Below are 26,912 nucleotides of genomic sequence, written 5' to 3'. Positions count from 1 at the left end.
CCTGCCCGGTACCGACCGGACCCGCTCCGTCTCCCGTCCGTCTCCGGTCCGATTCCCGCCCGTCCGCGGCCCGTTCCGGGCAATTGCGGAGAAGTGCGGGCCGTGCAGGCGTGGTTACCCTCGGTGGACGCCTCGTCGGACGACCAGAGGATCCCCCCATGGCCACGCCAGGAGTCGGTTCGGACAGCGCCCGCGGCAGCGGCTTCGAGCACCCGGCGGCCTTCTGGGCCGGGGTGGTCGCCTGCACCGCCGGAGTCGTCCTGCACCTGCCGATGTACATCGGGGCCCGGGACATGGGCTACCACCTCAAGGGCATGACACCGGACGCGCCGATGATCACCGGCATGGCGCTGATCGTGGCCGGCCTCGCGCTGTGCTGCTACGGGCTGATACCGGCCGGGGTCGGCGAGATCGGCCGCAACGCCGGCCGGATCAGGGTCCGCGCGCTGGACGACACCCCGATCAGCCGCCGGCATGTGGCGCTGCTGGTCGCCATGGCCGTCGCGGTGACCATCGACGTGATGAAGCCGACCGCGCTGTCCTTCGTCGCCCCCGGCGTCGCCGCCGAGTACGGGCTGAAGTCGCCGGCCAACCCGCACGGCCACATCCCGGTGTCCTGGCTGCCGCTGGTCGGCATCACCGGCACCGTGATCGGCTCCTGGCTCTGGGGCTGGCTCGGCGACCGGATCGGCCGCCGCGCCTCGATCATCCTGGCCGGCATGCTGTTCGTGTCCACCTCCATCTGCGGGGCGATGCCGGGCTTCGGCTGGAACCTGATGATGTGCCTGGTGATGGGGATCGGCGCCGGCGGCATGCTGCCGATCACCTTCACCCTGCTGGCGGAGACGATCCCGGCCCGGCACCGCGGCTGGCTGATGGTGCTGATCGGCGGCGACATCGCCGGCGCCTACGCGATCACCAGCTGGCTGTCCGGCTGGCTCGTGCCCACCTACAGCTGGCGGATCCTGTGGCTGATCGGGCTGCCGACCGGGCTGCTGTTCATCGCGATGAACCGGTGGATCCCCGAGTCGCCGCGCTTCCTGCTGGCCCGCGGCCGGAACCAGGAGGCGGCGGAGGTGATGGCCCGCTACGGGGCCGCGGTCGAGAGCGGCGATCCCGCGGTGGCGCGGTCGGACGCCGGCATCGGCAGGAGCGGCTACCTCACGCTGCTGCGCCGCCCGCTGCTCGCGCCGACGCTGGCGATCTCCGTGCTCGGCATCGGCGCCGGCCTGATGACGTACGGCTTCCAGCTGTGGGTGCCGACCAACGTCCAGGCGCTGGGCTACTCGGCGGTGAACTCCGACTACGTGGTGCGCAACGCGGCGCTGCTCGGCCTGCCGCTGACCGTGGTCACCGCGTGGATGTACGGGGTGTGGGGCAGCCGCAAGACCATCGTCACGGTCAGCGGCCTGACCGGGCTCACCCTGATCGGCTTCGTGATCGCCGGCGACTCGCTCGCGCACAACCACCTGCTGCTCTCGCTGCTGCTGGTGGTGCCGCTCTCTGGAGTCAGCTCGGTGGTCGCGGTGGTGGCGGGGTACGCGGCCGAGGTCTATCCCACGCTGGTGCGGTCCCGCGGCACCGGCCTGGCCGCCGGGCTGACCAAGGCCGGCGGGGTGCTGATCCTGGCACTGACCGTGGCCGCGACCACCGTGCCGTCGATCAGTACCACCGCGGTCATCGGAGCGGTGCCGCTGCTGCTCGCCGCGGTGGTCTTCCTGTGGGTCGGCCCGGAGACCAAGGGCCGCGAACTGGAGGACATCTCCGCGGAGTTGCTGACCGCGACGCCCAACTGACCGCGACACACGTCCGACCGTGGCGCCCGACGGACCGCGACACTCGTCCGAACGTTCCGGAAGGCACGGACCGCCGGCCCGGTGAAACGAGGCCGGCGGCCTGCCCCGTTACTGACCGGCGGCCTGCACCGCCAGCGAGCGCTGCGGCATCTCCCAGCTGTCGAGTTCGGGCAGCGCCAGCAGGATCGGCAGGTCGAACGGGCAGAACTTCCTGGTCCGCAGGTCCACATCGAGCGTCTGGCCCTTGCGCACCGACAGCGGCTGGCTGGCGCCGACCGACAGCGGCTGCCGCAGCCACGGCCGCGGATCCACGTCACCGACCGCGACCACCGCCACCCGCAGATGCCAGGTGCTCTCCGGCAGCCCGTGCAGCGTGTAGTCGCCGGGCGACTCCAGGACGTCGCAGGCCACCGGCCAGCCCTGCACGATCGGGTCCTTGAACGCCGCGACGTAGATCCGGCTCGGCACGTCGGGCTCCGGCACGCTCACGCAGCCCTGGACGACGCCCAGTTGGGGCATCGCGACCGGCGCGGGCGGCGGCCCGGTCATCGCCGGGTACCCCGACAGCGCCAGCGCCCTGAACCGCGTCGGCGAGATGCCCACGCTCCGGGTGAACCGGCTGGTAAAGGTGCCCAGGCTGTTGTAGCCGACGGCGTAGGAAATCTCGGTGACGCTCAACGGCGTCTTGAGGAGCAGGAGTTTGGCCTGATACAGCCTTATGACGGATAAGAACCGTCCAGGTGAAGTCCCGGTCAGCGTCCGGAAAACCCGCGAGAAGTAGAACTTGCTGAGGATCGCGGTATCCGCAATGTCATCCAGGGTCAGCGGTTCACCGTACCGGTCCCACATGGTTGTGATGGCACGTTCGACAGCAGCTTGCACGGCATCTCCCATCCTGCGCAGAAGTAGATGCAGTGAGCAGAAGACCGCGAGTGGCACACAAGCGGCGTCGCCCACTTTGCGTGTGCCGAATGAACCCGCCCCGGCGGGAAAAACGGCTGTGCACATTACCAATTCGATCTGCGTGAGCCTAACAGCGGCCCTTCATGGTCACAACACCTCGGGAAGCAGATCGGACAGCTGAACACGCGGCCTCACCCGTTCCGACACCGGAGGTTCACATCCCCGCGGTGATCGTCTTGAGCCCCATGCCGCACCACACGGGCGACGGCAGCCGCGCTTTCCCGCCGGGTTCCGGGCGCCAGTCGGGCAGTTCGACCAGGCCCGGAGCGACCGGCTCCAGATCGGGCAGGAAGATCGCCTCGACCCGCGTCGGGCCGCGCCGCACGGTGTGCTGCCGCCACCCCGGTTCGATCAGCTCCAGGGCCTCGTCCTCGGCTTCGGCCGCCTCGTGCGGACCGGGATGCGCGAAGGACAGGCAGCTGCCGGGCGCCAGCAGGTCGGTCATCGCCCGCACCCGCTCGGCCGCCTCCGCGTCGTCCGACACCCGGTGCAGCACGCCGAAGAGCAGCAGCCCGACCGGCTGCGACAGGTCCAGTACGGTGGCCGCCGCCCGTATGATCGCGTCGGGATCGTCCAGGTCACCGTACAGATAGCTGGTGTCGGCGGCCCCCTCGGCGGCCAGCAGCTCGCGCGCCCGGCCGAGCACCTCGGGGTCGCGGTCGACGTAGACGACGCTCGCACCGGGGTGCGCTCCGGCGGCCGTACGGCGGGCCACCGTATGGGTGTTGTCCCGGGTCGGCAGCCCGGCGCCGACGTCGAGCAACTGCCTGATGTCCAGCTCGCGCATCTGGTGCCTGACCATCCGGCCCAGCGTCGCCCGGGCCGTCCGCGCGGCCCCCGGCAGGTCGCCGCCCGGCCATGCCGCCGCCGCGCGCCCGGCCGCCGACCGGTCGGCCGCGTCATGGGCCGAGCCGCCGAGCAGGCAGTCGATAACCCGGGCCGGATGCGGAGTGGAACCGTCCTCGTTCGTCACGGCTCCGATGGTCGCAAAGAGTGCGGCCGGCGGCCGTCTCCGAGATTGCCGTGATCACCGGCCACCATGGCCGAAACCGCTGACGGCCCTCGGGAAACGGCCCGCCCGGCGGCCGGTGGGCAACATGAGAGAAGCAGCCGGTCCCGTCCTGTCGCATGCTCAAAAACCCGGCCCCTGAACAGCGCCGGCCCTGCGCGCGGCGCGGGCCGAGTTCACAGAGAGGAATGCCGTGGTCTACGCCGAACGTGTCCGCAAGATGATTCCCGGTCTGGTGACGATCATTGTGGCCGCGTCTGTTTTCTTCGTCGTTCGGACGTCGGTCGCGGTGGCGGGTGGTGATGAGGCGGCGGCCCAGTACAAGTTCCAGCAGATGTCGATCGCCATGCCGCCCGGCTACAACTCGCAGCACATGAACACCGTCAGGAAAGTGAACCCGGCCTACCAGAAGATTCGGTCCTGGGTCTCCTCGGTCGGCGCGAGTATCGCCATCAACGATCTCACCGGCCACGGGGTCGCCGACGGAATGTGCGTCGTGGACACCCGCACCAATGACGTGGTGGTGACGTACACCCCGACCGCCGCGCCGGCCGACCGCTTCACCCCGTTCGTCCTGGACGCGGCCCCGCTGCCGATGGACGACACGATGGCGCCGACCGGCTGCACGCCCGGCGACTTCAACGGTGACGGCCGGACCGACCTGCTGGTCACCTACTGGGGGCGCACCCCGCTGCTGTTCATGGCCAAGTCGAGTGCCACCACGCTCACTTCGTCGGCCTACCTGCCCAGGGAGGTCGTCCCGGCACAGTCGATCGACGGCAAGTACCACGGCCCGCGGTGGAACACCGATGCCGCGTACGTCGCCGATCTGGACGGCAGCGGGCACCCGTCGATCATGATCGGCAACTACTTCCCCGACTCCGACGTCCTCGACCCGCACGGCCAGAACAACGTCCGGATGAACGACTCGCTGTCGCATTCCGAGAACGCCGGCGGCGACCACGTACTGCGCTGGTTCTCCAGCACCGCCGGTGACAAGCCGGACGCGAGCTTCGTCGAGGACAAGGACGCCATCCCGTTCGACGCCTCCACCGGCTGGACGCTGGCGATCTCGGGCGCCGACCTGACCGGCTCCGGGCTGCCGGACGTCTACATCGCCAACGACTTCGGCCACGCCCACCTGCTCTACAACCGCTCCACACCCGGCCGGATCAGGTTCACCGAGGCCACCGGCGTACGGACCCCGATGACGCCCAAGTCGTTCGTCCTCGGCAAGGGGTCGTTCAAGGGCATGGGCGTGGACTTCGCCGACATCAACAACAACGGCAGCTTCGACATGATGGTCGGCAACATCACCGTCCCGTGGGGCCTGGAGGAGAGCAACTTCGTCTGGATCAACAAGGCGAAGAACCAGGCGGACATGCGCGCCAAGCTCAGCAAGGGCGAGGCGCCGTTCACCCAGGAGGCCCAGCAGATGGGCCTGGCCTGGACCGGCTGGTGCTGGGACACCAAGATGGCCGACTTCCTCAACAACGGGGACCAGTCGGTGATCCAGGCCGACGGCTTCGTGAAGGGCAAGACCAACCGCTGGCCGTGGCTCCAGGAACTGGCCATGACCAACGACGACCTGCTGGCGAACCCGGCGATGTGGCCGCACGTCGGCCCCGGTGACGACATCGCGGGCCACCAGTCGCTGGCGTTCTACGCGAAGACGTCGAGCGGCAAGTACGCCAACGTCAGCAAGCAGTTGGGGCTCGCGGTGCCCACCCCGACCCGCGGCATCGCCACCGCAGACACCACCGGCACCGGCACCCTCGACTTCGCGGTGGCCAGGCAGTGGGGGCCGCCCGCGTTCTACGCCAACAAGGCCCCGCACCTGGGCAACGTGCTGGACCTGCACCTGTACCGGCCCGCGGTGGGCGGTTCGAGCGCTGCCGGAACGAGCGCCGGCGGTCTGGCCGGGACAGGCGCGCCCGCCTACGGGGCGACCGTGTCGATCACCACCCCCGAGGGCAGGCAGATCTCCCAACTCGACGGCGGTGGCGGCCACGGCGGCTTCCGCAGCTTCGACGTGCACTTCGGTCTTGGCTCCTACGCGGGCCCGGTGACCGCACACCTGACCTGGCGGGACGCGAACGGCGGGCTGCACCAGCAGACCAAGTCGCTGACGCCCGGCTCCCATTCGCTCATGCTCACCACCCAGGCCCAGGAGGTCTCCAGCCGATGACACCCCCGGCCACCGACCAGAAGGACCGCCAGGCGGCGCCGCAGGCAGACAAGGCCGCAAAGCCCGCGCAGAAGCCGGCCCGCGACCCGCGCTATCTCGCGCTGCGCAACTTCGCCCTGTCCATCACGGCGTTCAACGTCCTCGGCTACACCCTGCTCGGCTTCGAACAGCCCTGGCTGTGGCCGATCCTGGCGGTGCTCGCCGCCTACGCCACCGAGCTGTCGCTCGAGTACCTCAGCGCCTGGGCCAACCGCAGGCCGCTGCGGTTCGCCGGCCGCGGACCGCGCGGAATGTACGAGTTCCTGCTGCCCGCCCACATCACCGCGCTGGCGGTGAACATGCTCATCTACGTCAACAACCAGCTGCTGGCGATGCTCTTCGGCGTCTTCGTCGGCGTGGCCGGCAAGCACGTACTCCAGGCGCCGATCGCCGGCCGGATGCGGCACTTCATGAACCCGTCGAACTTCGGCATCGTCGTCACCCTGCTGTGCTTCAGCTCCTGGGTGTCGATCGCGCCGCCGTACGAGTTCACCGAGAACGCCAACACCCTCTACCGGGTGGCCATCCCGCTGGTGCTCGCCACCTCCGGCACCGTGATCAACGCGGTGCTCACCAAGAAGATGCCGCTGATCATCGGCTGGCTCGGCGGCTTCGTGATCCAGGCGCTGCTGCGGCACTTCATCTGGCACGTGGCGCTGTACGGCGCGCTCGGCGCGATGACCGGGGTGGCGTTCGTACTGTTCACCAACTACATGATCAGCGACCCCGGCACCACACCGTTCAAGCCGCGCGCGCAGTTCGTGTTCGGCGCGGGCACGGCGACGACCTACGGGGTGCTGATGCTCTTCAACGTCGTCTACACGCTGTTCTTCGCCGTGGTCATCGTCTGCGCGCTGCGCGGCATGGGCTGGTGGGCCGTTCACCTCTACCAGCGCCGCCGCGACCGGCGCGCCGAGGGCGGCGAGGCCGGTACGGGCGCCGAGCTCGGCAAGCAGGCCGGTACCGAGGCGGTGGCCGCTTGAGCACGCCCGCGCCGACGCCCGGCACCGGTCCGGTTCTCGATCCCGGTCCGGCTCCCGGCGCGGCTTCCAGCCCGTCTTCCGGCCCGTCTTCCGGCCCCTCTTCCGGCCCGTCTTCCGGCTCCGACGCGGTCGCCGTCGTCGGCATCGCCTGCCGCTACCCCGACGCCGACAGCCCCGAGGAGCTGTGGCAGAACGTGCTCGCCGGGCGGCGCGCCTTCCGCCGGCTGCCGGACGAGCGGCTGCGCGCCGAGGACTACTGGTCCGCCGACCGGGCCGCGCCCGACCGCACCTACGCGATGAAGGCGGCCGTGCTGGAGGGCTTCGCCTTCGACCGGGTCCGCCACCGGGTGCCCGGCAGCACCTTCCGCGCCACCGACATGACGCACTGGCTGGCCCTGGACACCGCCGCCCGGGCGCTGGAGGACGCCGGCTTCCCGGACGGCGCCGGGCTGCCGGCGGCCGCCACCGGCGTCATCATCGGCAACACCCTGACCGGCGAGTTCTCCCGGGCCAACGCGATGCGGCTGCGCTGGCCGTACGTACGCCGCACGGTGACCGCCGCACTGCGCGACCAGGGCTGGGAGGACGCCGACCTGGCACCGTTCCTGCAAGGTCTCGAAGAGCGCTACAAGGCGCCCTTCCCGCCGGTCGGCGAGGACAGCCTGGCCGGCGGGCTCAGCAACACCATCGCCGGCCGGATCTGCAACCACTTCGACCTGGGCGGCGGCGGCTTCACCGTGGACGGCGCCTGCTCCTCCTCGCTGCTGTCGGTCACCACCGCCTGCGACGCGCTGGCCGCCGGCCGGCTGGACGTCGCCCTGGCCGGCGGAGTGGACCTGAGCATCGACCCGTTCGAGCTGATCGGCTTCGCCAAGACCGGCGCGCTCGCCGAGCACGAGATGCGGGTCTACGACCGGGGATCCAACGGCTTCTGGCCCGGTGAGGGCTGCGGGATGCTGGTGCTGATGCGCAGCGCGGACGCCGTCGCGCAGGGCCGGTTCCGGTACGCCGAGATCGCCGGCTGGGGCTACTCGTCGGACGGCGCCGGCGGCATCACCCGCCCCGAGGCGACCGGCCACCGGCTGGCGATGGCCCGCGCCTACGACAGGGCCGGCTTCGGCATGGAGACCGTCGGCTACTTCGAAGGCCACGGCACCGGCACGGCGGTGGGCGACGCGACCGAGCTGCGGGCCTTCTCCGAGTCCCGCCGCGCGGCGGGGCCCGGCGCCGGCCCGGCCGCGATCAGCACGGTGAAGGGCAACCTCGGCCACACCAAGGCGGCGGCCGGCGCCGCCGGGCTGCTCAAGGCGGTGCTCGCGGTACGCCACCAGGTGATACCGCCGGGCACCGGCCACCGCGACCCGCACCCCGAACTCCTCGGCGAGCAGGCCGTGTTGCGGGTGCCGGCCCGGGCCGAGCTGTGGCCGCCCGAGGCCCCCGTACGAGCCGGGGTGTCCTCGATGGGCTTCGGCGGCATCAACGCGCACGTGGTGGTGCAGCAGGCAGGCGACGGCCGCAGGACCGAGGTCGGCGACACCACCCGGGGCCTCGTCGCCTCCCGGCAGGACGTCGAGCTGCTGCTGCTCGACGCCGACAGCCCGGCCGAACTGCGGTTCTCTGCCGCCCGGTTGGCGGCGCTCGCGGGCCGGCTCAGCTACGCGGAGATCGGCGACCTGGCCGCGACCCTGCAACGCGAACTGGCCGACCGCCCGGTGCGGGCCGCGGTCGTCGCCGCCTCACCGGACCAGGCCGAGCAGCGGCTCGACCGGCTGGCGCGGCTCCTGGACGACGGCACGGGCCGGTGCCTGGACGACGCCGGCGGGGTGTTCCTCGGCGGCGGGCGCGGCCGGGCGCCCCGGATCGGCCTGCTCTTCCCCGGCCAGGGCACCGGCCACCGGTCCGGGGACGGGGCGCTGCGCCGCCGCTTCCCGCTGGTGGACGAGCTGTACGGCGCCCTCGCGCTGCCGGCCGGCGCGGACCCCGTCGCCACCTCCGTCGCCCAGCCCAGGATCGTCGCCGGCTCCGCCGGAGCCCTGCGGATGCTGGCGGCACTCGGCATTGAGCCGGTGGCCGCCACCGGGCACAGCCTCGGCGAACTCACCGCGCTGCACTGGGCGGGCGCCATGGACGAGGCCGCGCTGCTGCGGATCGCCGCCGCCCGCGGCCGGATCATGGCCGAGACCGGCGAGAGCGACGGCACGATGGCCGCGATCAGCGCGCCGCCGGCCCGCGTCGAACCGCTGCTGCTGCACGAGCCGGTGGTGATAGCCGGCTACAACAGCCCCCGGCGGACCGTGGTTTCCGGACCAGTGGCCGCGGTCCGCCGGGTCTGCGCCGCGGCGGCCGCGCAGGACGTGGGCAGCACGCAGTTGCGCGTCTCGCACGCCTTCCACTCCCGGGCGGTCGCCCCGGCCGCCGAGTCCTTCGCGCGCTACCTGGCGGGTGAGTCGCTGCGCTCCCCGCGGCGGGCCATGGTGTCGAGCGTCACCGGCGAACTGCTGCCGCCCGAAACGGATCTGACCGCGCTGCTCACCCGGCAGATGCTCCAGCCGGTCCGCTTCACCGACGCGGTCCGCGCGCTGTCCGCGGACACCGACCTGCTGCTCGAAGTGGGCCCCGGCAGCGTCCTGCGCACCCTGGCCGCCGAGATCGCGCCGACGGTCCCGGCCCTCTCGATCGACACCGACAGCGACTCGCTGGCCGGCCTGCTCAACGCCGCCGCGGCCTGCTTCGCCCTGGGCGCCCCGCTGCGCCACCGCGCCCTGTTCGCCGACCGCTTCACCCGCCCCTTCCCGCTGGACAAGGAGCTGAGCTTCCTGGCCAGCCCCTGCGAGGAGGCCCCCGCCGACGCCACGAACCCCGTGCCCGCCGCTGCTTCCGCTCCCGGGGCCGCGGCGGGCGCGGACACACCGGCCCGCGCGCCCGAGGGGGGCATCGCGGAGCCCGAGGCGGCCGGCGCGGACGCGTCGGGCTCGGCCGACGACACCGCGGACAGCCTCACACTGCTGCTGCGACTGGCCGCGGAGCGGGCCGAGTTGCCCGCCTCGGCGATCGATCCGCACACCAAACCGCTGGACGACCTGCACCTGAGCTCGATCACCGTGGGCGACCTGATGAACCAGGCGTGCCAGGAACTGGGCCTTGACGCACCGGCCGTGACCACCGCGTTCGCCACCTCGACGCTGGCCGAACTGGCCGAGCTACTGGACGAGTTGGCGGCCGGCGCGGAGCGGCCCGCCGCGCCCGCGGTGCCGCCTGGAGTGGCGCCCTGGGTACGGGCGTTCAGCGTCGAACTGCTGCCGGCCGGCCCCGGCCGGGCGGTGCACGCACCGGTCGACGGCCGATGGCGGCTGTTCGCGGACGACCGGCACCCCTTCGCCACGGCACTCGCGGAGGCGCTGGAGGGCGCGCGGCTCGGCGACGGCGTGCTGCTGTGCCTGCCCGCGGACTGCGACGACAGCCACGTCGGGCTGATGCTGGCCGCCGCGAAGGAGGCACTGGCGGTGGCAACGCCCGCCGGTGACAAGCCCGTTCACTTCGTCGCGGTCGGCGACCGGCGCGGCGCCGCGGGACTGGCCAAGACGCTGCACCTGGAGGCCCCGCAGGTCGTCACCACAGTGGTCACGCTGCCGGTGCCGCCCCAACTGCCGCAGGACCAGGCCCGCGAGCTGACCGGAAGGATCGCTGCCGACGTGGCGGCCACCGACGGCTTCAGCGAAGTGCACTACGGGCGGGATGGTATCCGCCGGGTGCCGGTGCTGCGCCCGGTGCCGGCCGGGACGGGTCACGAGCCGTGCTCCGGGCAGGGCTCCGAACCGGCTTCCGCGCCGGGCTCCGAGCCGGGTTCCGCGCCCGGTGCCCCGTCGCTCGGCCGTGACGACGTCGTCCTGGTCACCGGCGGCGGCAAGGGCATCACGGCGGAGTGCGCCCTCATGCTCGGCGCCGAGACAGGTGCCGCGCTCGCCCTGCTCGGCCGCTCCGACCCGGCCGCCGATCCCGAACTGGCCGCCAATCTGGAGCGGATGACGGCCGCCGGCGTCACCTTCCGCTACATCCGGGCCGACCTCACCTCCGTGGACGAGGTCAAGTCCGCCGTCAGCGAGGTCCGTTCGGCCCTCGGCCCGGTCACGGCCGTCCTGCACGGCGCGGGCCGCAACGAACCGCGGGCGCTCGCCGACCTGGACGAGGCCGGTTTCCGCCGCACCCTGGCGACTAAGGTGGCCGGCCTGGAAACCGTGCTGGCGGCCACCGACGCCGCCGCGCTGCGGCTGCTCGTCACCTTCGGCAGCATCATCGGCCGGGCCGGCCTGCGCGGCGAGGCCGACTACGCCACCGCCAACGACTGGCTCACCGACCTCACCCTGCGGATTCAGGAGGAGTACGGGGCCGGCTGCCGGTGCCTGGCGCTGGAGTGGTCGGTGTGGTCGGGCAGCGGGATGGGCGAACGCCTCGGCGTCCTGGAGTCGTTGATCCGCGAGGGCATCGACCCGATCCCCGCTGGCGAGGGCGTGGCGATGCTGCGCCGGCTGCTCGCGGACCCGCTGGCGCCCTCCGCGCCGGTGGTCATGGGCCGGGCCGGGGGCCTGCCGACGCTCACCCTCGAACCCTCGGAACTCCCGCTGCTGCGCTTCGCCGACACCGTCAGGGCGCACTACCCGGGCATCGAACTCGTCGCCGACTCCGTCCTGTCGGCGGCCGGCGACCCCTACCTCGCCGATCACCAGCTCGACGGGGCCCTGCTGTTCCCCGCCGTGCTCGGCATGGAGGCGATGGCGCAGGCCGCCGCGGCACTCACCGGCCGCACCGGGCCGCCCGCGCTTGACGGCCTGGAGTTCCTGCGGCCCATCGTCGTGCCGCCTGCGGGCGAGACCACCATCCGGGTGGCCGCCCTGGTCGGCCGGGACGGCTCGGTGCGGACGGTGATCCGCAGCAGCGAGACCGGCTTCCAGGTCGACCACTTCAGGGCCACCGCCCGGTACGGCCGCCCGCTGGACGACGGGCCGCCGCGCCCGGTGCCGGCCGACGCGCCCCGGCTGCCGCTCGACCCGGCCGCCGAGCTCTACGGCCCGGTGCTCTTCCAGGGCGCGCGGTTCCAACGGCTGCGGGGCTACCGGGCGTTGAGCGCGTACGGCTGTGTCGCGCAGATCGCCGGCAGCGGCGCCGCCCCCTGGTTCGCCGGATACCTGCCCGCCGACCTGGTGCTCGCCGACCCCGGCGCGCGTGACGCGATGATGCACGCGATCCAGGCGTGCGTCCCGGACGCCACCCTGCTCCCGGTGAGCGTCGAGCGCCTGCACCTGGCCGACCCGAACAGGCCCTCCACAGGCGGGCTGTTGGCCCTGCACGCGGTCGAACGGTCGAGGACCGGCGACACCTACGTCTACGACCTCGACGTGCGGGACGAGGCCGGCGCCCTGGTCGAGCGGTGGCAGGGGCTGTGCCTGCGGGCGGTACGCAAGGCGGACGGCTCCGGACCCTGGCTGCCCGCACTGCTCGGCGGCTACCTGGAACGCCGGGTGGAGGCGGCGCTCGGCGCGGCGGTGCGCTGCGTCGTCCTGCCCGACCCCGTACCGGCGGGCGGCGACACGGCGGCGGACCGCCGTTCCCGTACCGCCGCCGCGGCGAGCTGGGCGCTCGGCAGGCCCGCGGAGGTGCGCTACCGCCCCGACGGCAGGCCCGAGGTGGCCGGCGGCCCGCGGCTGTCCGCCTCACACGGAGCCGGCGTCACGCTGGCGGTGCTGGGCGCGGGCCCGGTGGCCTGCGACGTGCAGCCGGTCGGCAGCCGCTCGGCGGAGCAGTGGGGCGAACTGCTCGGCGCCGACGGCCTGGCGCTGGGCCGGCTGCTCGCGGCGGAACGGTCGGAGGAGCTGTCGAGCGCGGCCACCCGGGTCTGGGGCGCGGTGGAGTGCATGCGCAAGCTGGGCCGGGCCACGGTGCCGCTGACGCTCGGCGAGCCGGCCGCGAACGGGGCGGCGGGCGGGGCCGGTTGGGCCGTGCTGCGCTGCGGCGACGTGCCGATCGCGACCTTCGTCACCGCGCTGGCCGGGACCGAGGCGCCCGTGGTGTTCGCCGTGACCACCCGAGGAGACGAGGGACGATGACGATGACGAGCACAGCCCCGTACTACGAGTACCGGCACCTCGTCGGGTTCGAGGAGACCAACCTCGTCGGGAACGTGTACTACGTGAACTACCTGCGCTGGCAGGGCCGTTGCCGGGAGCTCTTCCTGCGTGAGCGGGCGCCCGAGGTGCTGGACGAGATCCGGGACGACCTGAAGCTGTTCACCATGAAGGTGGACTGCGAGTTCCTGGCCGAACTCAGCGCCTTCGACGAGCTGTCGGTCCGGATGCGGCTCGACGAACTCACCCAGACGCAGTGCGCGTTCAGCTTCGACTACGTCCGGCTGCACCCGGACGGCGGCGAGACCCTTGCCGCCCGCGGCAGGCAGCGGGTGGCCTGCATGCGCGGCCCGAACACCGAGACCCGCCCGACCCGTGTCCCCCCGTCACTGCGCAAGGCACTGCTGCCCTACCTGTCGGCGACCCCGGCGGACGGCACCCGCTGATTCCGGCCGAGCCCGGCCGGCAGCCGACCGGCAGCCCCCGGCGAACCGGGCTGCGTCGCGGGCCCGCGGCCGTCCTGTGCCCCGGCCCCCGTCGGGTCAACAAGCCCCGGGCAGCCCGCCGTCGGTGAGCGCCGTGGCGATCGTCGTCCGCCAGGTCTCGTAGCCGGGCAGCTCCCTGTCGATCACCGGCGCCGGGCGGGACCTGGCGCACAGGCGCATCGCGCCGTCCGGCTCCATGCCGCAGAACAGCCGGGTGGCCGCCTCGGTGTGCGGGCCCGTCAGGCCCGCCTCGGCGCGGGCGGTGGCCCCGAAGGCCGCGCCCTGCGCGAACTGCGGCCGGTGGTCGGCGACCCGCTCCCAGAGGTCCTTCAGCTCCGTCTCGTCCGCGCCGCCCGCATACGTGGCGGCCAGGCCGAGGCCGCTGTACAGATCGGGCCGCCGGTCGGCCGGGAAGCGCTCGACGAGGTCGGTGGCCAGCGCGGGATCGGCGCCCGCGGCGAACCACACCGCGCGGCCGACGCCCTGGTCGACGGCCCGGGCCGCGTAGTGCCCGCACTCACCGCCGGGCCACGGCAGCATCGCGTCCCGGCGGTGCCGGTACACGTACTCGTCGGTGTGGAAATACGCCTGGTGGAAGCCGTATCCGTCGAGCGCCAGCCAGCGCAGCAGCGGATCGGCGGGCGCCACCGCGCGGCGGCGCGGCCCGGGCAGCCGGGCCATCGCCCAGCCGACCCCGACGTGGATCATGTAACTGTGCTGCCGGCCGCTCAGGTCGAGGAACTCGGCCACCCGGCTGCGCCGCCCCGGCGTGAGCCCGTCGAGCATCGCGCACGCCATCGCGGCACCCTCGTAGCCGAAGCCGCGGAACCGCTCCGGTATCCGCTCCAGCCGGGGTTCCGCGGCGGCCGGTGTGCGCGCCTCCATCACATACCCGTAGCCGGTGAGGAAGATCTCGCCGATGGTTTCCAGCAACTCCCGGGTGGCCGGATCCTTTTCGTGGAATCCGCGGTTGGCGAGCAGCGCCGCGGATGTGTTCGGAGTCAGCAGGCGGCGCCGCAGCGCGCGCAGAGTGCCGGCCATCGTGTCTCCCACCGGTCCGTCGAATCCGCCAAGTCCCGGGAGCCCTAAGGCTCCGGGCCCGAAAGGCCAGGCCAAGAAGGCCCCAAGTGCTGAATTCTTCCGGCCGACCGGCCCCCGTACTACTTCCAGAATGCCCGCTTTCACGGCAACAGCGGAGAAGCGGCACCGCTCTCCGGCCGCCCATCATGAAGCCGTCCGCACGGCCCGCCACTGGAGGGTTGCCCCGTGAGCGAGACAGAGACCGCCCCGCCCCCCGTCTTACCGGAACCATCGACCTCGTCCCTTTTCGTCAGTGGGGACTTTCCGCGCCGCCGCGCGCTGATCCTCGTGCTGAGCCTGATCGCCGGTGTCCTCATCGCCTACGCCTGGTCGGCGCAACTGGTCGACGACGACATCGGAATGAACACCGCCAGTGCCGTACTCGGGCACGACGCGAACACCACGCCCATCAGCAGCATCGCCACCGGAATACTGTTCGCCCTGGTCACCGGCCTGGCCGGCTCGTTCACCGCGTGCAACATCGCGGTCTTCGGCGCGGTCGCCCCGCTGGTCGGCCAGAACAAGACCCGGCGGGCCCGGCTGGCGCAGACGCTCAAGCCGATCGGCTGGATGGCGGTCGGCCTGGTCCCGGTGGCCGCCGTCTACGGCGCGCTGGTGGGAATCGTCGGCACCCACATGCCGCAGTTCTCCACCACGGCGGGCAGCGGCCTGACGCCGAGGGCCGTGCAGTCGATGATCGCCTTCGGCCTGGTCGGCCTCGTCATGGTGGTCCTCGGACTGGCCGCGGTCGGCGTGATACCCGACCCGCTGGCCGGTATTTCCCGGCGCTTTCCGCAGGCGCCGCTGGTGCTGATGGGAATCCTGGTCGCCGGATTCCTGGTCGGCCGCCCCTATCCGCTGTTCCGCGATCTCTTCCGGCACGCCGCCACCACCCACAATCCGTTCTACGGAGCGGCGGCTTTCGTTCTCCAGTCGGTCGGCAACATCGTGGTGATGTCGCTGCTGTTCCTGCTGCTCTCCTACGTGGCCGGCGGCCGGCTGCGCGATTGGCTGGCCGGCAAGGCGGGCCGGACCGCGACGGTGACCGCGAGCGCTTTCGTGATCGCCGGAGTCTTCACGCTCGTCTACTGGGAACTGAAAGTGCTCGGCCGGGTCGGCTATCTGTGGTTCCCGATAGCCCCGTGGAACAACTGACCGGCCGCGGCGGCCCGCGGAAGGTCAGCGGGCCGGTTCGATCCGGCCCGCCACCTCGCCGAGGCCGATCCTGGCGCCTCCGGGGCCGGGCGCGGTGGCGCTGATCACCACCTCGTCGCCGTCCTGGAGGAAGCCGCGCGAGGTGCCGTCGGGCAGTTCGAGCGGCCGCTCACCGTTCCAGGTGAGCTCGATCAGCGCGCCCCTGGTGTCGGGCCCGGGGCCGCTGACCGTGCCGGAGGCGAACAGGTCGCCGGTCCGCAGCCCGGCCCCGTTCACCGTCAGGTGCGCCAGCATCTGGGCGTAGGTCCAGTACATGGCGGCGAACGGCGGCCGGGCGATCAGTCGGCCGTTGAGCCGTACCTCCAGCGCCAGGTCGAGTCCTGACGGGACCGCCGCCCGCCGGTCGTCCAGGTACGGCAGCGGCTCGGTGTCGCGGGCCGGCGGCGCCACCCGGGCGTGCGCGAGCGCGTCGAGCGGCACGATCCAGGGCGAGACCGAGGTCGCGAACGACTTGCCGAGGAACGGGCCGAGCGGCACGTACTCCCACGCCTGGAGGTCGCGCGCCGACCAGTCGTTGACCAGGCAGACCCCGAAGACGTGCTCGTCGGCGTCGGCCAGCGCCACCCGGTCGCCGCGCGCGGAGGGCGGCCCGACGACGAACCCGACCTCGGCCTCGATGTCCAGCCGGACCGAGGGACCGTAGGACGGCAGCTGCTCGCCCGGCTCCCGGCGCTGCCCGCAGGGCCGTACGACTCCGGTGCCCGACACCACGACGGTGCCGGCCCGGCCGTGGTAGCCGATCGGCAGGTGCTTCCAGTTCGGCGGCAGCGCCTCGCCGCCCGGGCGGAAGATCCGGCCGAGGTTGGCGGCGTGGTGCTCCGAGGCGTAGAAGTCCACGTAGTCGGCGACCTCGAACGGCAGGTGCGCGGCGGTGTCCCGGTACGGCACCAGGCAGGGCGCCACGGCCGGCCGGTGCCGCTCCCGCGTCAGCCACTCGGTGACCGCTGTACGCACCCGGGTCCACACCGGCCGGCCGGCGGCGAGCAGCGGGTTCAGCGACGGCGCGGCCAGCAGCTCGGCGAGGTCGGCGGGCGCACCGGTCGCGCGGGCGGCGGCAGCGGCGTCCAGTACGTGGTCGCCGTAGCGGATGCCGATCCGCCGCCGGGGGTCGCCTGATGTGCTGAAGACGCCGTACGGCAGGTTGTGCACGCCGTACAGCGTGTCCGGGGGGACCTCGAACGGGCCGGCGGCGCTCAACGGACCTCCACGAGCTGGCGGTGATCATGCAAACGCCCCGAGAGTACCGCCGGGCGCCCGCGGCCGGGTTCGGAGCTGTCCGGGTTTGGAGCTGTCCGCACCCGAAACGTAAAGTTCGGCCCATGACCGGGCGCGGAGCGGGGCCCGGCAACCCACGGGGATCACACGGAGAGCAGCGGTTTTCATGACGGCGACCACGCAGGACCTTCACGGCCCCGGGCCCGACCCGGCCCCCGGCGGCGAGGGCCTGCCCGCGGACGGCCGGGCCGGCACAGGCACGTCCGGCGCGGCGCCGAGCGGCGAGAACCTGCTCGCCGGCGGTCCGACGGAAGACGGCCTGTCCGTCGGCGGCCGGACGGGAGACGGCCTGTTCGTCGGCGGTTCGACGGGAGACGGCCTGCCCGCCGGCGGTTCGACGGGAGACGGCCTGTCCGTCGGCGGTCCGACGGGGGCCGGCTTGCCCGTCGACGGGCCGACCGGCCGCGCGGCCGGTGCCGCGGACCAGGCGACCGCGCCGGAGGCGCCGGGCATCGACCCGGCCCGGCTCGCCGTCTGCCTCGACGTACTCGCCGAGCTCGACGGCATCCCGGTGGACCACCCCGACGCCATCGCCGTCCGCCTCGCCACCGCGGGCATCTACCGGATGGTCAAGCAGCGCCGCCGCCAGGAGCGCCGGGCCGCCAAGACCGCCAACGACAAGGCCGTCACCGAGGCCACCGCCACCGGCGCCGCCGACCGCATCGACGACGAGACGCTGGGCATCCAGCTCACCACGTCGGTCAGCTCGGAGATCGCCGGCATCCTGGAGCGCCCCAGGTCCTGCTACGTCTGCAAGACCCGGTACACCACCGTGGACGCCTTCTACCACCAGCTCTGCCCGACCTGCGCCGCCGAGAACCGGGCCAGGCGGGACGCCCGCGCCGACCTGACCGGGCGGCGCGCGCTGCTCACCGGCGGCCGGGCCAAGATCGGCATGTACATCGCGCTGCGGCTGCTGCGCGACGGCGCGCACACCACCATCACCACCCGGTTCCCCAACGACGCCGTGCGCCGCTTCAAGGCGATGCCGGACAGCGACCAGTGGATCCACCGGCTCAAGGTGGTCGGCATCGACCTGCGCGACCCGGCGCAGGTCGTCGCGCTCGCCGACTCCGTCGCCGCGCAGGGCCCGCTCGACATCCTGATCAACAACGCGGCGCAGACCGTCCGCCGCTCACCGCGCGCCTACAGCGAGCTGGTCGCCGCCGAGTCCGCCCCGCTGCCGACGGGCGAGCTGCCGGCCAGCGAGGTGTTCGGCGCGTTCAACTCCGGCGCCAGAACGGCCGCAGCGCTGCCCTCGCCGCGCGGCGAGTCGCTCACCGCGCAGGACATCACCGAACTCGCCCTGGTCAGCGGCTCCGCCTCGCTCGCCAGGATCGAGGCGGGCACCGCGATCGACGCGGGCGGCCTGGTGCCCGACCTGGACGACACCAACACCTGGGTGCAGACCGTCGGCGAGGTCGACCCGGTCGAGCTGCTCGAAGTGCAGCTCTGCAACGTCACCGCGCCCTTCGTGCTGATCAGCAGGCTGCGCCCGGCGATGGCCGCGGCGGCGGCGCGCCGCAAGTACGTGGTCAACGTGTCCGCGATGGAGGGCCAGTTCAGCCGCGGCTACAAGGGGCCGGGCCACCCGCACACCAACATGGCCAAGGCGTCGCTGAACATGCTCACCCGCACCAGCGCGCAGGAGATGCTGGAGCGCGACGGCATCCTGATGACCGCGGTGGACACCGGCTGGATCACCGACGAGCGCCCGCACCCCGACAAGGTCAGGCTCGCCGCGGAGGGCTTCCACGCCCCGCTGGACCTGGTCGACGGCGCGGCCCGGGTCTACGACCCGATCGTGCGCGGCGAGCTGGGCGAAGACCTGTTCGGCTGCTTCCTCAAGGACTACGCGCCCTCGGCCTGGTAGCCCCGGCCCCTTGGCGGCTCCGGCCCCGGCGGCCCCGGCTCCCTGGTGGCCCCGGGTCCGCGGCCCCGGCGCGCCTGCCCCGGCGTGCCCGCCCGGGCGAAAATGCGTGGCCGCTTCCGCCGGCCGCCGGGAGCATGGGCGGATGAGCGAACAGACGAAGTCCGGGACCGTCCCCGCCCCGGCCGCCTCCGGAGTGCGGGCGCCCTGGGAGGCCGTACCGGCGGAGTTGCGCGCGGCGGTCGAGGCGCGGCTCGGGGCGGCCGTGCTGGCCGCCGAGACGCAGAGCGGCGGATTCTCGCCCGGCGTGGCGGCCCGGCTGCGGCTGGCCGGCGGGCGGCGGGCGTTCGTGAAGGCGGTCAGCGCCGCCGCCAACCCGGAGAGCCCCGGCATCCACCGCTCCGAGGCACGGATCGCGGGCGCGCTGCCCGCCGCGGTGCCCGCGCCGCGGCTGCTCGGCTCGTTCGACCGGGACGGCTGGGTGGTGCTGCTCTTCGAGGACGTCGAGGGGCGGACGCCCGCGCAGCCCTGGCAGCCCGCCGAACTCGACCGGGTGCTCACCACCGTCGCGGAACTGGCGGCGCTGACCGTCCCAGAACCGCTGCCCGTACCGCCGGCCGCCGAACGGCTGGGCGAGGACTTCGCCGGCTGGCGGCGGATCGCCGCAGACCACGCGGCGGGCGCCGACGACCTGGCCGGGCTCGACCCGTGGGCCGTCCGGAACCTCTCCCGGCTCGCGGCGGCCGAGGCGGACTGGGCGGCGGGTGCGGCCGGCGACACCCTCGCGCACAGCGACCTGCGCGCCGACAACCTGCTGCTCACCGACGACGGGCGGGTCGTCGTCGTGGACTGGCCGTGGGCCTGCCGGGCGGCGCCGTGGTTCGACCTGCTGCTCCTGCTGCCCAGCGTGGCCATGCAGGGCGGGCCGCGCCCGGCGGAGATCTTCGACCACCACCCGGCCGCCGCCGGCGCGGACCCGGCGGCCGTCAGCGCCGCGCTGGCCGGCTTCACCGGCTACCTGCTGGGCCACGCCCGCGAGCCGGCCCCGCCGGGCCTGCCCACGCTGCGCGCCTTCCAGGCGGCGCAGGGCGCGGCGGCGCTGCGCTGGCTGACCGAGCGCACGGGGTGGGCGTGACCCGGGCCCCCACCGGCCGGGCCGGCCCCCGACCGCAACGGCTTCCCCGGTGGTCTTGTGCGGGTTCGTCCTGGCTGGTCGCGCAGTTCCCCGCGCCCCTGTTGATGCCGGGGCGCCCATTCCGCCGAGGATGTGCCGGGCCCCGTAGGGGCCGTACGCTGGCAGCGTGACCCCGTTTCTGGTGGAGCGTGCGAGCCTGCTGACGGTCGTGGAGGCCTGGCAGCGGATGACCGACTGGGAGCGGCACACCGCCACCGTGCCGCTGACCCGGATCACCGTGCTGACCGAGCCGCCGTCCGGTGTCGGCACCGCCTTCGTGGCGCGTACCGGCCTCGGGCCCGCCGCGTTCGCCGATCCGATGCGGGTCACCGTCTGGCAGCCGCCGGAGGGGGAGCGCGGCAGTGGCCACTGCCGGCTGGTGAAGACCGGCCGGCGGGTCACCGGCTGGGCCGAGATCGACGTCAGCCCGTACGGCACCGGCTCCCGGGTGCGGTGGCGCGAGGCGCTGCGGGTGCGCGGCCTGCCGCGACTGGCCGACGGCCTCACCGCCCGCACCGGCGGCCTGGTCTTCGGGCGCGCGGTGGACGCTCTGCTGACGCGCTGAGAGCGGGGTGGCTCGCGGCCCCGAGCAGCCCGGTGGTCCGCGGACCGATGAGTCCGGCGGCGCCGGCCGGTCTACCCGGGTGAGCAGACCATCACACCGAGAAGAGGCGCCATGAGCACCAAGATGTTCGTCAACCTCCCCGTCAGCGACCTCGAGAAGTCCATCGCGTTCTTCACCGCGCTCGGCTTCGCGTTCAACCCGCAGTTCACCGACGACAAGGCCGGCTGCCTGGTGGTCGGCGAGGACAACTTCGTCATGCTGCTCACCGAGCCGTACTTCCGCTCCTTCACCGGCCGGCCGGTCCCCGACACCGCCGTCTCGACCGAGGCGATCGTTGCCCTCGGCCTCGGCAGCAGGCAGGACGTGGACCGGGTGGCCGACGCGGCCCTCGCCGCCGGCGGCGTGCGGGCCCAGACCACCGAGGACCAGGACGTGATGTACACCCGCAGCTTCTACGACCTGGACGGCCACCACTGGGAGGTCTTCTCCCTGGACGCGGCCGCCGCCGGACAGGACTGACCGCCCGGCCCCGGGTCAGCGCGGCGGGCGGCTGCTCTCCCGCACCACCAGCTCGACGGCGACCTCCACCCGGGTCGTCTCCGGCTGCTCGCCGCCCAGCAGCCGCAGCACCATCCGGGCGGCGAGCGCGGCCATCTCGGCCAGCGGGGTCCTGACCGTGGTCAGCCGCGGTGTCACCCAGTCGGCGAACGGCAGGTCGTCGAAGCCGACCACGCTCACGTCGTCCGGCACCCGCAGGCCCAGCGTCGCCGCGGCCCGGTAGGTGCTCAGCGCCTGCTGGTCGCTGCCGGCGAAGACGGCGGTCGGCCGGTCGGGCAGCCGCAGCAGGTCGAGCGCGTGCCGGAAGGCGGGCTCCGGGGTGAAGTCGCCGTAGCGCACCAGCTCCGGGTCGAACGGCAGCCCGGCCTCCTCCAGCGCCGAGCGGTAGCCGTCCACCCGGGCGCGGGAGGCCAGCCGGCGCGGCGGGCCGCCGATCACCGCGATCCTGCGGTGGCCGAGGCCGGTCAGATGGCGGGTGGCGGCCAGACCGCCCGGCCAGTTGGTGGCGCCCACCCAGGGCACGCCCGGTGCCGGCTCCTCGACCGGCGCGATCAGCGCGAACGGGATGCCGAGCCGCCGCAGCTCCTCGTGCTGCCCGCCGGTCAGCTCCGGTACGACCAGGATCGCGCCGCGCGTGCGCCGGGCGGCCAGACCGTCGAGCCACTGCCCGGCGGTCCTGGCCCGGCCGTGCGTCGCGGACACCACCAGGCCGAGCCCCGCGCTGTGCACCGCCTCCTCCGCACCCCGGACCAGCTCCATCGCCCACTGGCCGTCCAGCTCGCTGATCACGAAGTCGATCAGGCCGCCGGCCGCGAGCGCGGTGCCGGCCGGGCGCTGCCGGGCCAGGTAGCCGTGCTGCTCCAGCAGCCGCTGCACCCTCGCCCGGGTGGTGGCCGCCACGTCGGACCGCTCGTGCAGCACCTTGGAGACGGTGGAGACCGACACCCCGGCCTGCCGGGCGATCCCGGCCAGCGTCGTACGCCCGCCGCCCGGCGGACCGCCGCCGGGACCGTCCAGCTGATCCCTCGTCGCCGCCATCCGCTGTGTCCCCCGCACGCTCCGCCCGACGGCGGGCCCGTCGGACCGCCGGTTTGCGAAAACTACCGCGAACCGGCCGCCGCGCGGGCGACCCGTCTGGCGTCCCGTCCGGCGTCCCGCGCTACGAGGTGCGGGTGTTCGTCAGGTGCGGGCCTATGTGGCCGATGTAGACGAGGCCGGTGCCCGCGGTGTCGTCGTAGAAGTGCAGCCGGGGCGAGATCGTGCTGCCGCCGCCGACCCGCAGATGCGCCTCCATGTAGACGCTGCCCGACGGGTCCACCTCCGCCGGCACCGGCAGCATCCGCTCCTTGCGCCAGGCCAGGTTCCGCCACACCGTGTCCGACTCCTTCATCATCACCTTGCCCGCCGGGAACGGATGGCAGCCCAGCGGCAGGTCCTGGCACCAGGCCCGGAAGTCGCCCTTCGCCCGGCCGGCCGCCGATTCCGTGGCGAAGTCCTCCAGCGCCTGGAGCGCCTCCCAGCAGACGTTGACCCAGTTCGGCTTCGAGCGGTCGTCGAGGCCGATCAGCACCTTCGCGTCCCCGGTGAACCGCAGCGCGCCGAACTGCCCGAGGCGCGCGTGCAGTTCGGTGAAGCTGCCGGGCAGCGACTCGTCGTCCTCGACCGGTGCGAACGCCGCCGCGTACGCACCCGCCTGCTGCAAGCGCGCCTGGAGCGCCCGCACCTGTGCCTGGGCGGCCCGCCGCTCGGCGTAGAACTCCTCGGCCAGCCAGTTCGCGTCCGCCAGGTCGTGCTGGAGCTCGCGGACCTGCTTGTACCGGGCCGCCTCCGCCTCCGCGGCCTCGTCGAGCAGCTGGATCAGGCTCTCGTGGTCGGCCTTGAGCCGGGCCAGCTCGTCACCGTGCTCGGTGGCCGGCGGCAGCGGGCGCTGGGCGTGCAGCCGGGCCAGCGGCTGCGGCAGCGGGGTGCGGGCCGCCTGGTTGCGCGGCAGCGCCGTCAGCACGCTGGCCGCCCTGACCGGATCGGCCTCCACGGTGGCCCGCGACATCACCGGATGCCGCTGCCCGTCCGCCGGCCACGCCGGATCCACCCCCGGCATGTACGTGCGGATACCGCCGCCGAACACCGGATGGTGCTCCAGCGCCTTGTTGAACGCCGGCTGCGCCTCCCTGGTCAGCACGTACAGCACCGCCCGGCCCACCAGCTGGGTGAACGCCCGGTCCACCACCCGCTCCAGCCACCGGTCCGCGTCGCTGCCGTACGGCACGCTCGCCACCACGATCGGCAGCCGCCGCTCCTGGTCCACCAGCTCCTCGATCACCTCCGGTACGTCACTGACATGGATCACACTGGCCCTGGCCCGGATCTCGGCCAGCCCGCTGTGCGCGTCGAGCGTGTCGAGCAGCGCGTCGGCCAGCGCCGGCTTGGCCGCCCTGAGCTGCGGTATCTCGGGGGAGTCCGGCCGGTGCTCGACGTCGAGCTGTAACCAGGTGCGCCCCGGATCGGCCGTGTCGTTCCTGATGATCAGGGTCGACTGCCAGGTGCCCCGGTGCGGTGGCGGGTTCTCCCGCAGCCGCCACCTGGTGTGCGCGCCCTGCCGTCCGGAGCCGCTGTCCCGGTCGAGCGTGACGTGCCGGCCGATCTCGTTGCGCCCGTCGCGCAGCGCCGCGACGGTGTACCCCCTGCTGTCGGTCAGCCACTCCGTGACCAGCCGGTCCGCGTCCGCGGCGGCCGTCACATAGTCCTGCTCGGTCCAGACGACCATGCGGTACGCGGACGCATCCACGGTCTCTCCCCCTTGGGTAACGCGCGATCATCACACCAATGGGAGGCTAGAAGAGGGCGCTGTCACGGTAAAAGAGGGCGACTTCCCCGGACCCCGCTCCCGGCGGCGGGACCCGGGCCGGCGCGGCGGCCGTTCAGAACTCCTCGTGCCGGTCGGGATCGCCGCCGAGCCGGCGCTCGGCACGATCGCTGATCGCCGCCAACTCCGCCTGATCCAGGGTGAATTCGAAGACGTCAAGATTCTCCCGCTGCCGCTCCGGGTTGCCCGACTTGGGGATCGGCACCACCCCCAGCTGGACGTGCCAGCGCAGGATCACCTGGCCAGGGGTGCGCCCGTGCGCCTCGGCGACCTTCGCGACCGCCGGATCCGACAGCAGGTCGCTGCCCCGGCCGAGCGGGCTCCAGCTCTCGGCGAGCACCCCCTTGGCGGCGAGCCGGCCGCGCAGCTCCTCCTGCCCGAGCAGCGGGTGCATCTCGATCTGGTCGACCGACGGCAGCACGCCCGTCTCCCGCTCCAGCCGGTCGATGTGCTCCGCCGTGAAGTTGGACACACCGATGGAGCGCACGAGGCCCTCCTCGCGGAGCTTGATCATGGCCTTCCACGACTCCACGTAGCGGTCGACCCGCGGCAGCGGCCAGTGGATGAGGTACAGATCGACATAGTCGAGCCCGAGGCGCCTGCGGGACTCTTCGAACGAGTCCAGCGTCTCCTGATACCCGTGGTGCCGCCCGGGCAGCTTGGTGGTGACGACGATCTCCTCCCGCGCCACCCCCGCGCTCCGCACGCCCCGTCCGGTCCCCGTCTCGTTCCCATAGTTGGTCGCCGTATCGACCAGTCGATAACCCGCCTCCACCGCGGACCGAACCGCCTGCTCCGCCTCCGCGTCATCCATCGGATACGTCCCCAGCCCGATGGCCGGGCTCGTCGTACCGTCATTAAGCGTGTGTACCGGGACTGTGGCCACGGCTTAGCTCCGTTCCTCGTTCACCGCGTGATCCGTTCACTGTATTCACGCGCGGCAGCCCCCCGAGGTGACCGACAAACCCGGATTCCCCCCGAAACGAGCCCCGCAGGGGCGAGGCGCGAAGTGTGCATGTGCGGCTCCGCCGCGTGGGCGCGACTTACCCCGGCATCCCCGGGGGCGTGGGGCTGTTCTTGATCCTGCGGCTGCCGCCGCGTGGGCGCGACTTACCCGGCATCACCAGGGGCGCGGGGAACTGCGCGATCAGCCCCCACCGGCCTGCGGGCCGGGAACGGCCGCAACAACCCCTCCGGTCCGGGAAACCGGCGGTCAGCCGGCGAGCGCGGCGCGCAGCTCCGCCACGTCCGGCGGCCGGGCGCCGGCCCGGGAGACGGTCACGGCAGCCGCCGTCCCGGCATGCCGCAGCACCGCGGCGAGTTCGCCCGCCCCGAGAGCACCGAGCGCCGGCCGCGCCCCCGCGCCGACCAACCCCCGCTCGGCCAGAGCATCAAGCATCGCCGACATGAACGAATCCCCCGCCCCCACCGTGTCCGCGACCTCCGTCCGCACCGGCTCGCCGCGGACCTCGCCCGCGCCGGTGAACGCCAGCGCGCCGTCCCCGCCGAGGGTCACGAACACCACTGACGGGCCGAGCGCCAGCCAGCGCCTGGCCGCGTCCGCCGGCGGCTCGCCGGGGTAGAGCCACTCCAGGTCCTCGTCGCTGGCCTTGACCACGTCGGCGAGCGCCACGCACTCCTCTACCTTGGCCACCGCCGCCCCGTGGTCGCCCAGCAGGTCGGCCCGCACGTTGGGGTCGTAGCTCACCGTGGCGGTCGACCGCAGCTCCGCGGCCAGCGCCGACACCGCCGACGCGCCCGGCTCGGTGACCGCCGCGATCGACCCGATGTGCACGTGCCCGATCCCGGTCGGCGCCCCGGTCGGCCGCAGCGTCCAGTGGATGTCGAAGTCGTAGGACGCCCTGCCCTGATCGTCCAGCGTCACCACCGCCGTGGGAGTGGCCACCCCCTGCTGCCCGTCGGAGAGCAACTCCACCCCGGCGGACCGCAGATGGGCGCCGATCAGCTCGCCCGACGGGTCGTCGCCGAGCTGGGTGAGCAGCGCCGCGCGGTGGCCGAGCCGGGCCAGGCCGTAGGCGACGTTGGCGGGGCTGCCGCCGGGGTGCGTCACATCGGGGCCGGCGGGGGAGCGGACGATGTCCGCGACGCACTCGCCGATCACCAGGAAGTCGGTCATGGGGGCCATGCTCGCGCGACGGCCGTCCCCGCTGCAACGGGGGTGCGGCCGGTACCGCCCGCCGTACGGGAGCGGCGACTGCTACGAGTGGCAAGAGCTTCAGGTGATGCCGGCGAGTGCCGGCCGTGCCGGACGACAACGGCCTGAGGTCGGCCAAATTAGTTCGCCGCCATCACCCTGACGGGCCCTGCGGGGGATTCCCTCCACCCGCTTTGGTGTGCATCCGCCCTGTGGTGGCACTTCGACTATGTCAGCAGATCCTTTCGCTTTGCGCAAGCCCCCGGAGACGTAAATCCCCGGCAAGCTGAATTCACCGCCAATTCCGCCGGCAGGACCCCGACTGCCCCGCTGAGCAGGCAATGTGACGGGTGGTGCGGCACGGGAACGGCCAGCTCGGAGGGGTTGCCGCGATCATGGCCGGATAACGTTCCTTCCGCCGTGGAACGCGTCCGACCTCGGCATTTCCGCTGGACCGGCCACGCCCGCGGCCGTCATTCTGCTCAATAACCCCGGGGCGGGGGGCTGCAAACCTCCGGCCGACGATTCAGGGGTGAACGAGTGGCAATGAGCCAGGAGGTGGCCACCGCTTGCCG

18 protein-coding genes are annotated in these 26,912 nt (G+C 73.2%); 10 read left to right on the top strand and 8 right to left on the bottom strand.

Features of this window, described 5'->3' with window-relative positions:
• Positions 1-158: 158 nt before the first annotated feature.
• The gene (locus ACQPW6_RS05615; protein ID WP_433888416.1) at positions 159-1,796 is read left to right on the top strand and encodes an MFS transporter; all 1,638 of its coding nucleotides are present in this window, start codon (positions 159-161) and stop codon (positions 1,794-1,796) included.
• Between the two features lie 108 nt (positions 1,797-1,904).
• Here ACQPW6_RS05615 and ACQPW6_RS05610 read toward each other — a convergent pair whose 3' ends face one another.
• Positions 1,905-2,645: a helix-turn-helix transcriptional regulator gene (locus ACQPW6_RS05610; RefSeq protein WP_433888415.1), complete on the bottom strand. Its 741-nt coding sequence runs from the start codon at positions 2,643-2,645 to the stop codon at positions 1,905-1,907.
• 268 nt (positions 2,646-2,913) lie between these two features.
• The gene (locus ACQPW6_RS05605; RefSeq protein WP_433888414.1) at positions 2,914-3,732 is read right to left on the bottom strand and encodes an SAM-dependent methyltransferase; all 819 of its coding nucleotides are present in this window, start codon (positions 3,730-3,732) and stop codon (positions 2,914-2,916) included.
• Positions 3,733-3,988: 256 nt separating this feature from the next.
• Here ACQPW6_RS05605 and ACQPW6_RS05600 point away from each other — a divergent pair, with 256 nt between their 5' ends.
• Genes ACQPW6_RS05600 through ACQPW6_RS05585 form a run of 4 tightly spaced genes read left to right on the top strand, consistent with a single transcriptional unit; the run spans position 3,989 to position 13,543 of the window.
• The gene (locus ACQPW6_RS05600) at positions 3,989-5,956 is read left to right on the top strand and encodes a CRTAC1 family protein (protein ID WP_433894436.1); all 1,968 of its coding nucleotides are present in this window, start codon (positions 3,989-3,991) and stop codon (positions 5,954-5,956) included.
• Complete coding sequence (locus ACQPW6_RS05595; protein ID WP_433888413.1) at positions 5,953-6,978, top strand: enediyne biosynthesis protein; 1,026 nt, start codon at positions 5,953-5,955, stop codon at positions 6,976-6,978. Before ACQPW6_RS05600 ends, ACQPW6_RS05595 begins: the two co-directional genes overlap by 4 nt.
• Positions 6,975-13,079: an SDR family NAD(P)-dependent oxidoreductase gene (locus tag ACQPW6_RS05590; RefSeq protein ID WP_433888412.1), complete on the top strand. Its 6,105-nt coding sequence runs from the start codon at positions 6,975-6,977 to the stop codon at positions 13,077-13,079. The genes ACQPW6_RS05595 and ACQPW6_RS05590 overlap by 4 nt, the downstream gene beginning before the upstream one ends.
• Before the next feature lie 2 nt (positions 13,080-13,081).
• Positions 13,082-13,543 (top strand): acyl-CoA thioesterase, encoded by a 462-nt coding sequence (locus ACQPW6_RS05585; protein WP_433894435.1) that lies wholly within the window; start codon positions 13,082-13,084, stop codon positions 13,541-13,543.
• 96 nt (positions 13,544-13,639) lie between these two features.
• Here ACQPW6_RS05585 and ACQPW6_RS05580 read toward each other — a convergent pair whose 3' ends face one another.
• Entirely contained in the window at positions 13,640-14,623 is a 984-nt protein-coding gene (locus tag ACQPW6_RS05580) for a DUF1702 family protein (protein WP_433888411.1), read from the bottom strand.
• A 225-nt stretch (positions 14,624-14,848) separates the two neighbouring features.
• Between ACQPW6_RS05580 and ACQPW6_RS05575 the strand changes: the two genes are divergently transcribed.
• Complete coding sequence (locus ACQPW6_RS05575) at positions 14,849-15,817, top strand: hypothetical protein (protein WP_433888410.1); 969 nt, start codon at positions 14,849-14,851, stop codon at positions 15,815-15,817.
• Positions 15,818-15,841: 24 nt separating this feature from the next.
• On the opposite strand, the gene fahA is transcribed toward ACQPW6_RS05575, so the two are convergent.
• Entirely contained in the window at positions 15,842-17,074 is a 1,233-nt protein-coding gene (fahA, locus tag ACQPW6_RS05570) for a fumarylacetoacetase (protein WP_433888409.1), read from the bottom strand.
• 184 nt (positions 17,075-17,258) lie between these two features.
• On the opposite strand from fahA, the gene ACQPW6_RS05565 reads away from it, so the two are divergent.
• The 4 genes from ACQPW6_RS05565 to ACQPW6_RS05550 all read left to right on the top strand — a co-directional run bounded on the left by ACQPW6_RS05565 (position 17,259) and on the right by ACQPW6_RS05550 (position 21,280).
• On the top strand, positions 17,259-19,025 hold the full coding sequence (locus ACQPW6_RS05565) for an SDR family NAD(P)-dependent oxidoreductase (RefSeq protein WP_433888408.1): 1,767 nt from the start codon (positions 17,259-17,261) through the stop codon (positions 19,023-19,025).
• A gap of 142 nt (positions 19,026-19,167) precedes the next feature.
• On the top strand, positions 19,168-20,157 hold the full coding sequence (locus tag ACQPW6_RS05560; protein WP_433888407.1) for an aminoglycoside phosphotransferase family protein: 990 nt from the start codon (positions 19,168-19,170) through the stop codon (positions 20,155-20,157).
• Positions 20,158-20,323: 166 nt separating this feature from the next.
• A complete protein-coding gene (locus ACQPW6_RS05555; RefSeq protein ID WP_433888406.1) occupies positions 20,324-20,761 on the top strand; it encodes an SRPBCC family protein in 438 nt (145 codons plus the stop codon).
• Between the two features lie 111 nt (positions 20,762-20,872).
• Positions 20,873-21,280 (top strand): VOC family protein, encoded by a 408-nt coding sequence (locus tag ACQPW6_RS05550; protein WP_433888405.1) that lies wholly within the window; start codon positions 20,873-20,875, stop codon positions 21,278-21,280.
• A gap of 15 nt (positions 21,281-21,295) precedes the next feature.
• Here the strand turns inward: ACQPW6_RS05550 and ACQPW6_RS05545 are convergent, their stop codons facing one another.
• The 4 genes from ACQPW6_RS05545 to ACQPW6_RS05530 form a co-directional block, all read right to left on the bottom strand.
• Entirely contained in the window at positions 21,296-22,357 is a 1,062-nt protein-coding gene (locus ACQPW6_RS05545; protein ID WP_433888404.1) for a LacI family DNA-binding transcriptional regulator, read from the bottom strand.
• A 121-nt stretch (positions 22,358-22,478) separates the two neighbouring features.
• Positions 22,479-24,104: a hypothetical protein gene (locus tag ACQPW6_RS05540; RefSeq protein WP_433888403.1), complete on the bottom strand. Its 1,626-nt coding sequence runs from the start codon at positions 24,102-24,104 to the stop codon at positions 22,479-22,481.
• 133 nt (positions 24,105-24,237) lie between these two features.
• Positions 24,238-25,068, bottom strand: a complete 831-nt coding sequence (locus tag ACQPW6_RS05535; protein ID WP_433888402.1) for an aldo/keto reductase — start codon at positions 25,066-25,068, stop codon at positions 24,238-24,240.
• A 327-nt stretch (positions 25,069-25,395) separates the two neighbouring features.
• Positions 25,396-26,328 (bottom strand): carbohydrate kinase family protein, encoded by a 933-nt coding sequence (locus ACQPW6_RS05530; protein WP_433888401.1) that lies wholly within the window; start codon positions 26,326-26,328, stop codon positions 25,396-25,398.
• Positions 26,329-26,912: the final 584 nt, after the last annotated feature.

This window comes from Streptomyces sp. CA-111067, assembly GCF_050956065.1.
Taxonomy (GTDB): Bacteria; Actinomycetota; Actinomycetes; order Streptomycetales; family Streptomycetaceae; genus Actinacidiphila.
The sequence above is the reverse complement of the archived record's forward strand: the minus strand, read 5'-3'. Positions and strand labels throughout refer to the sequence as shown.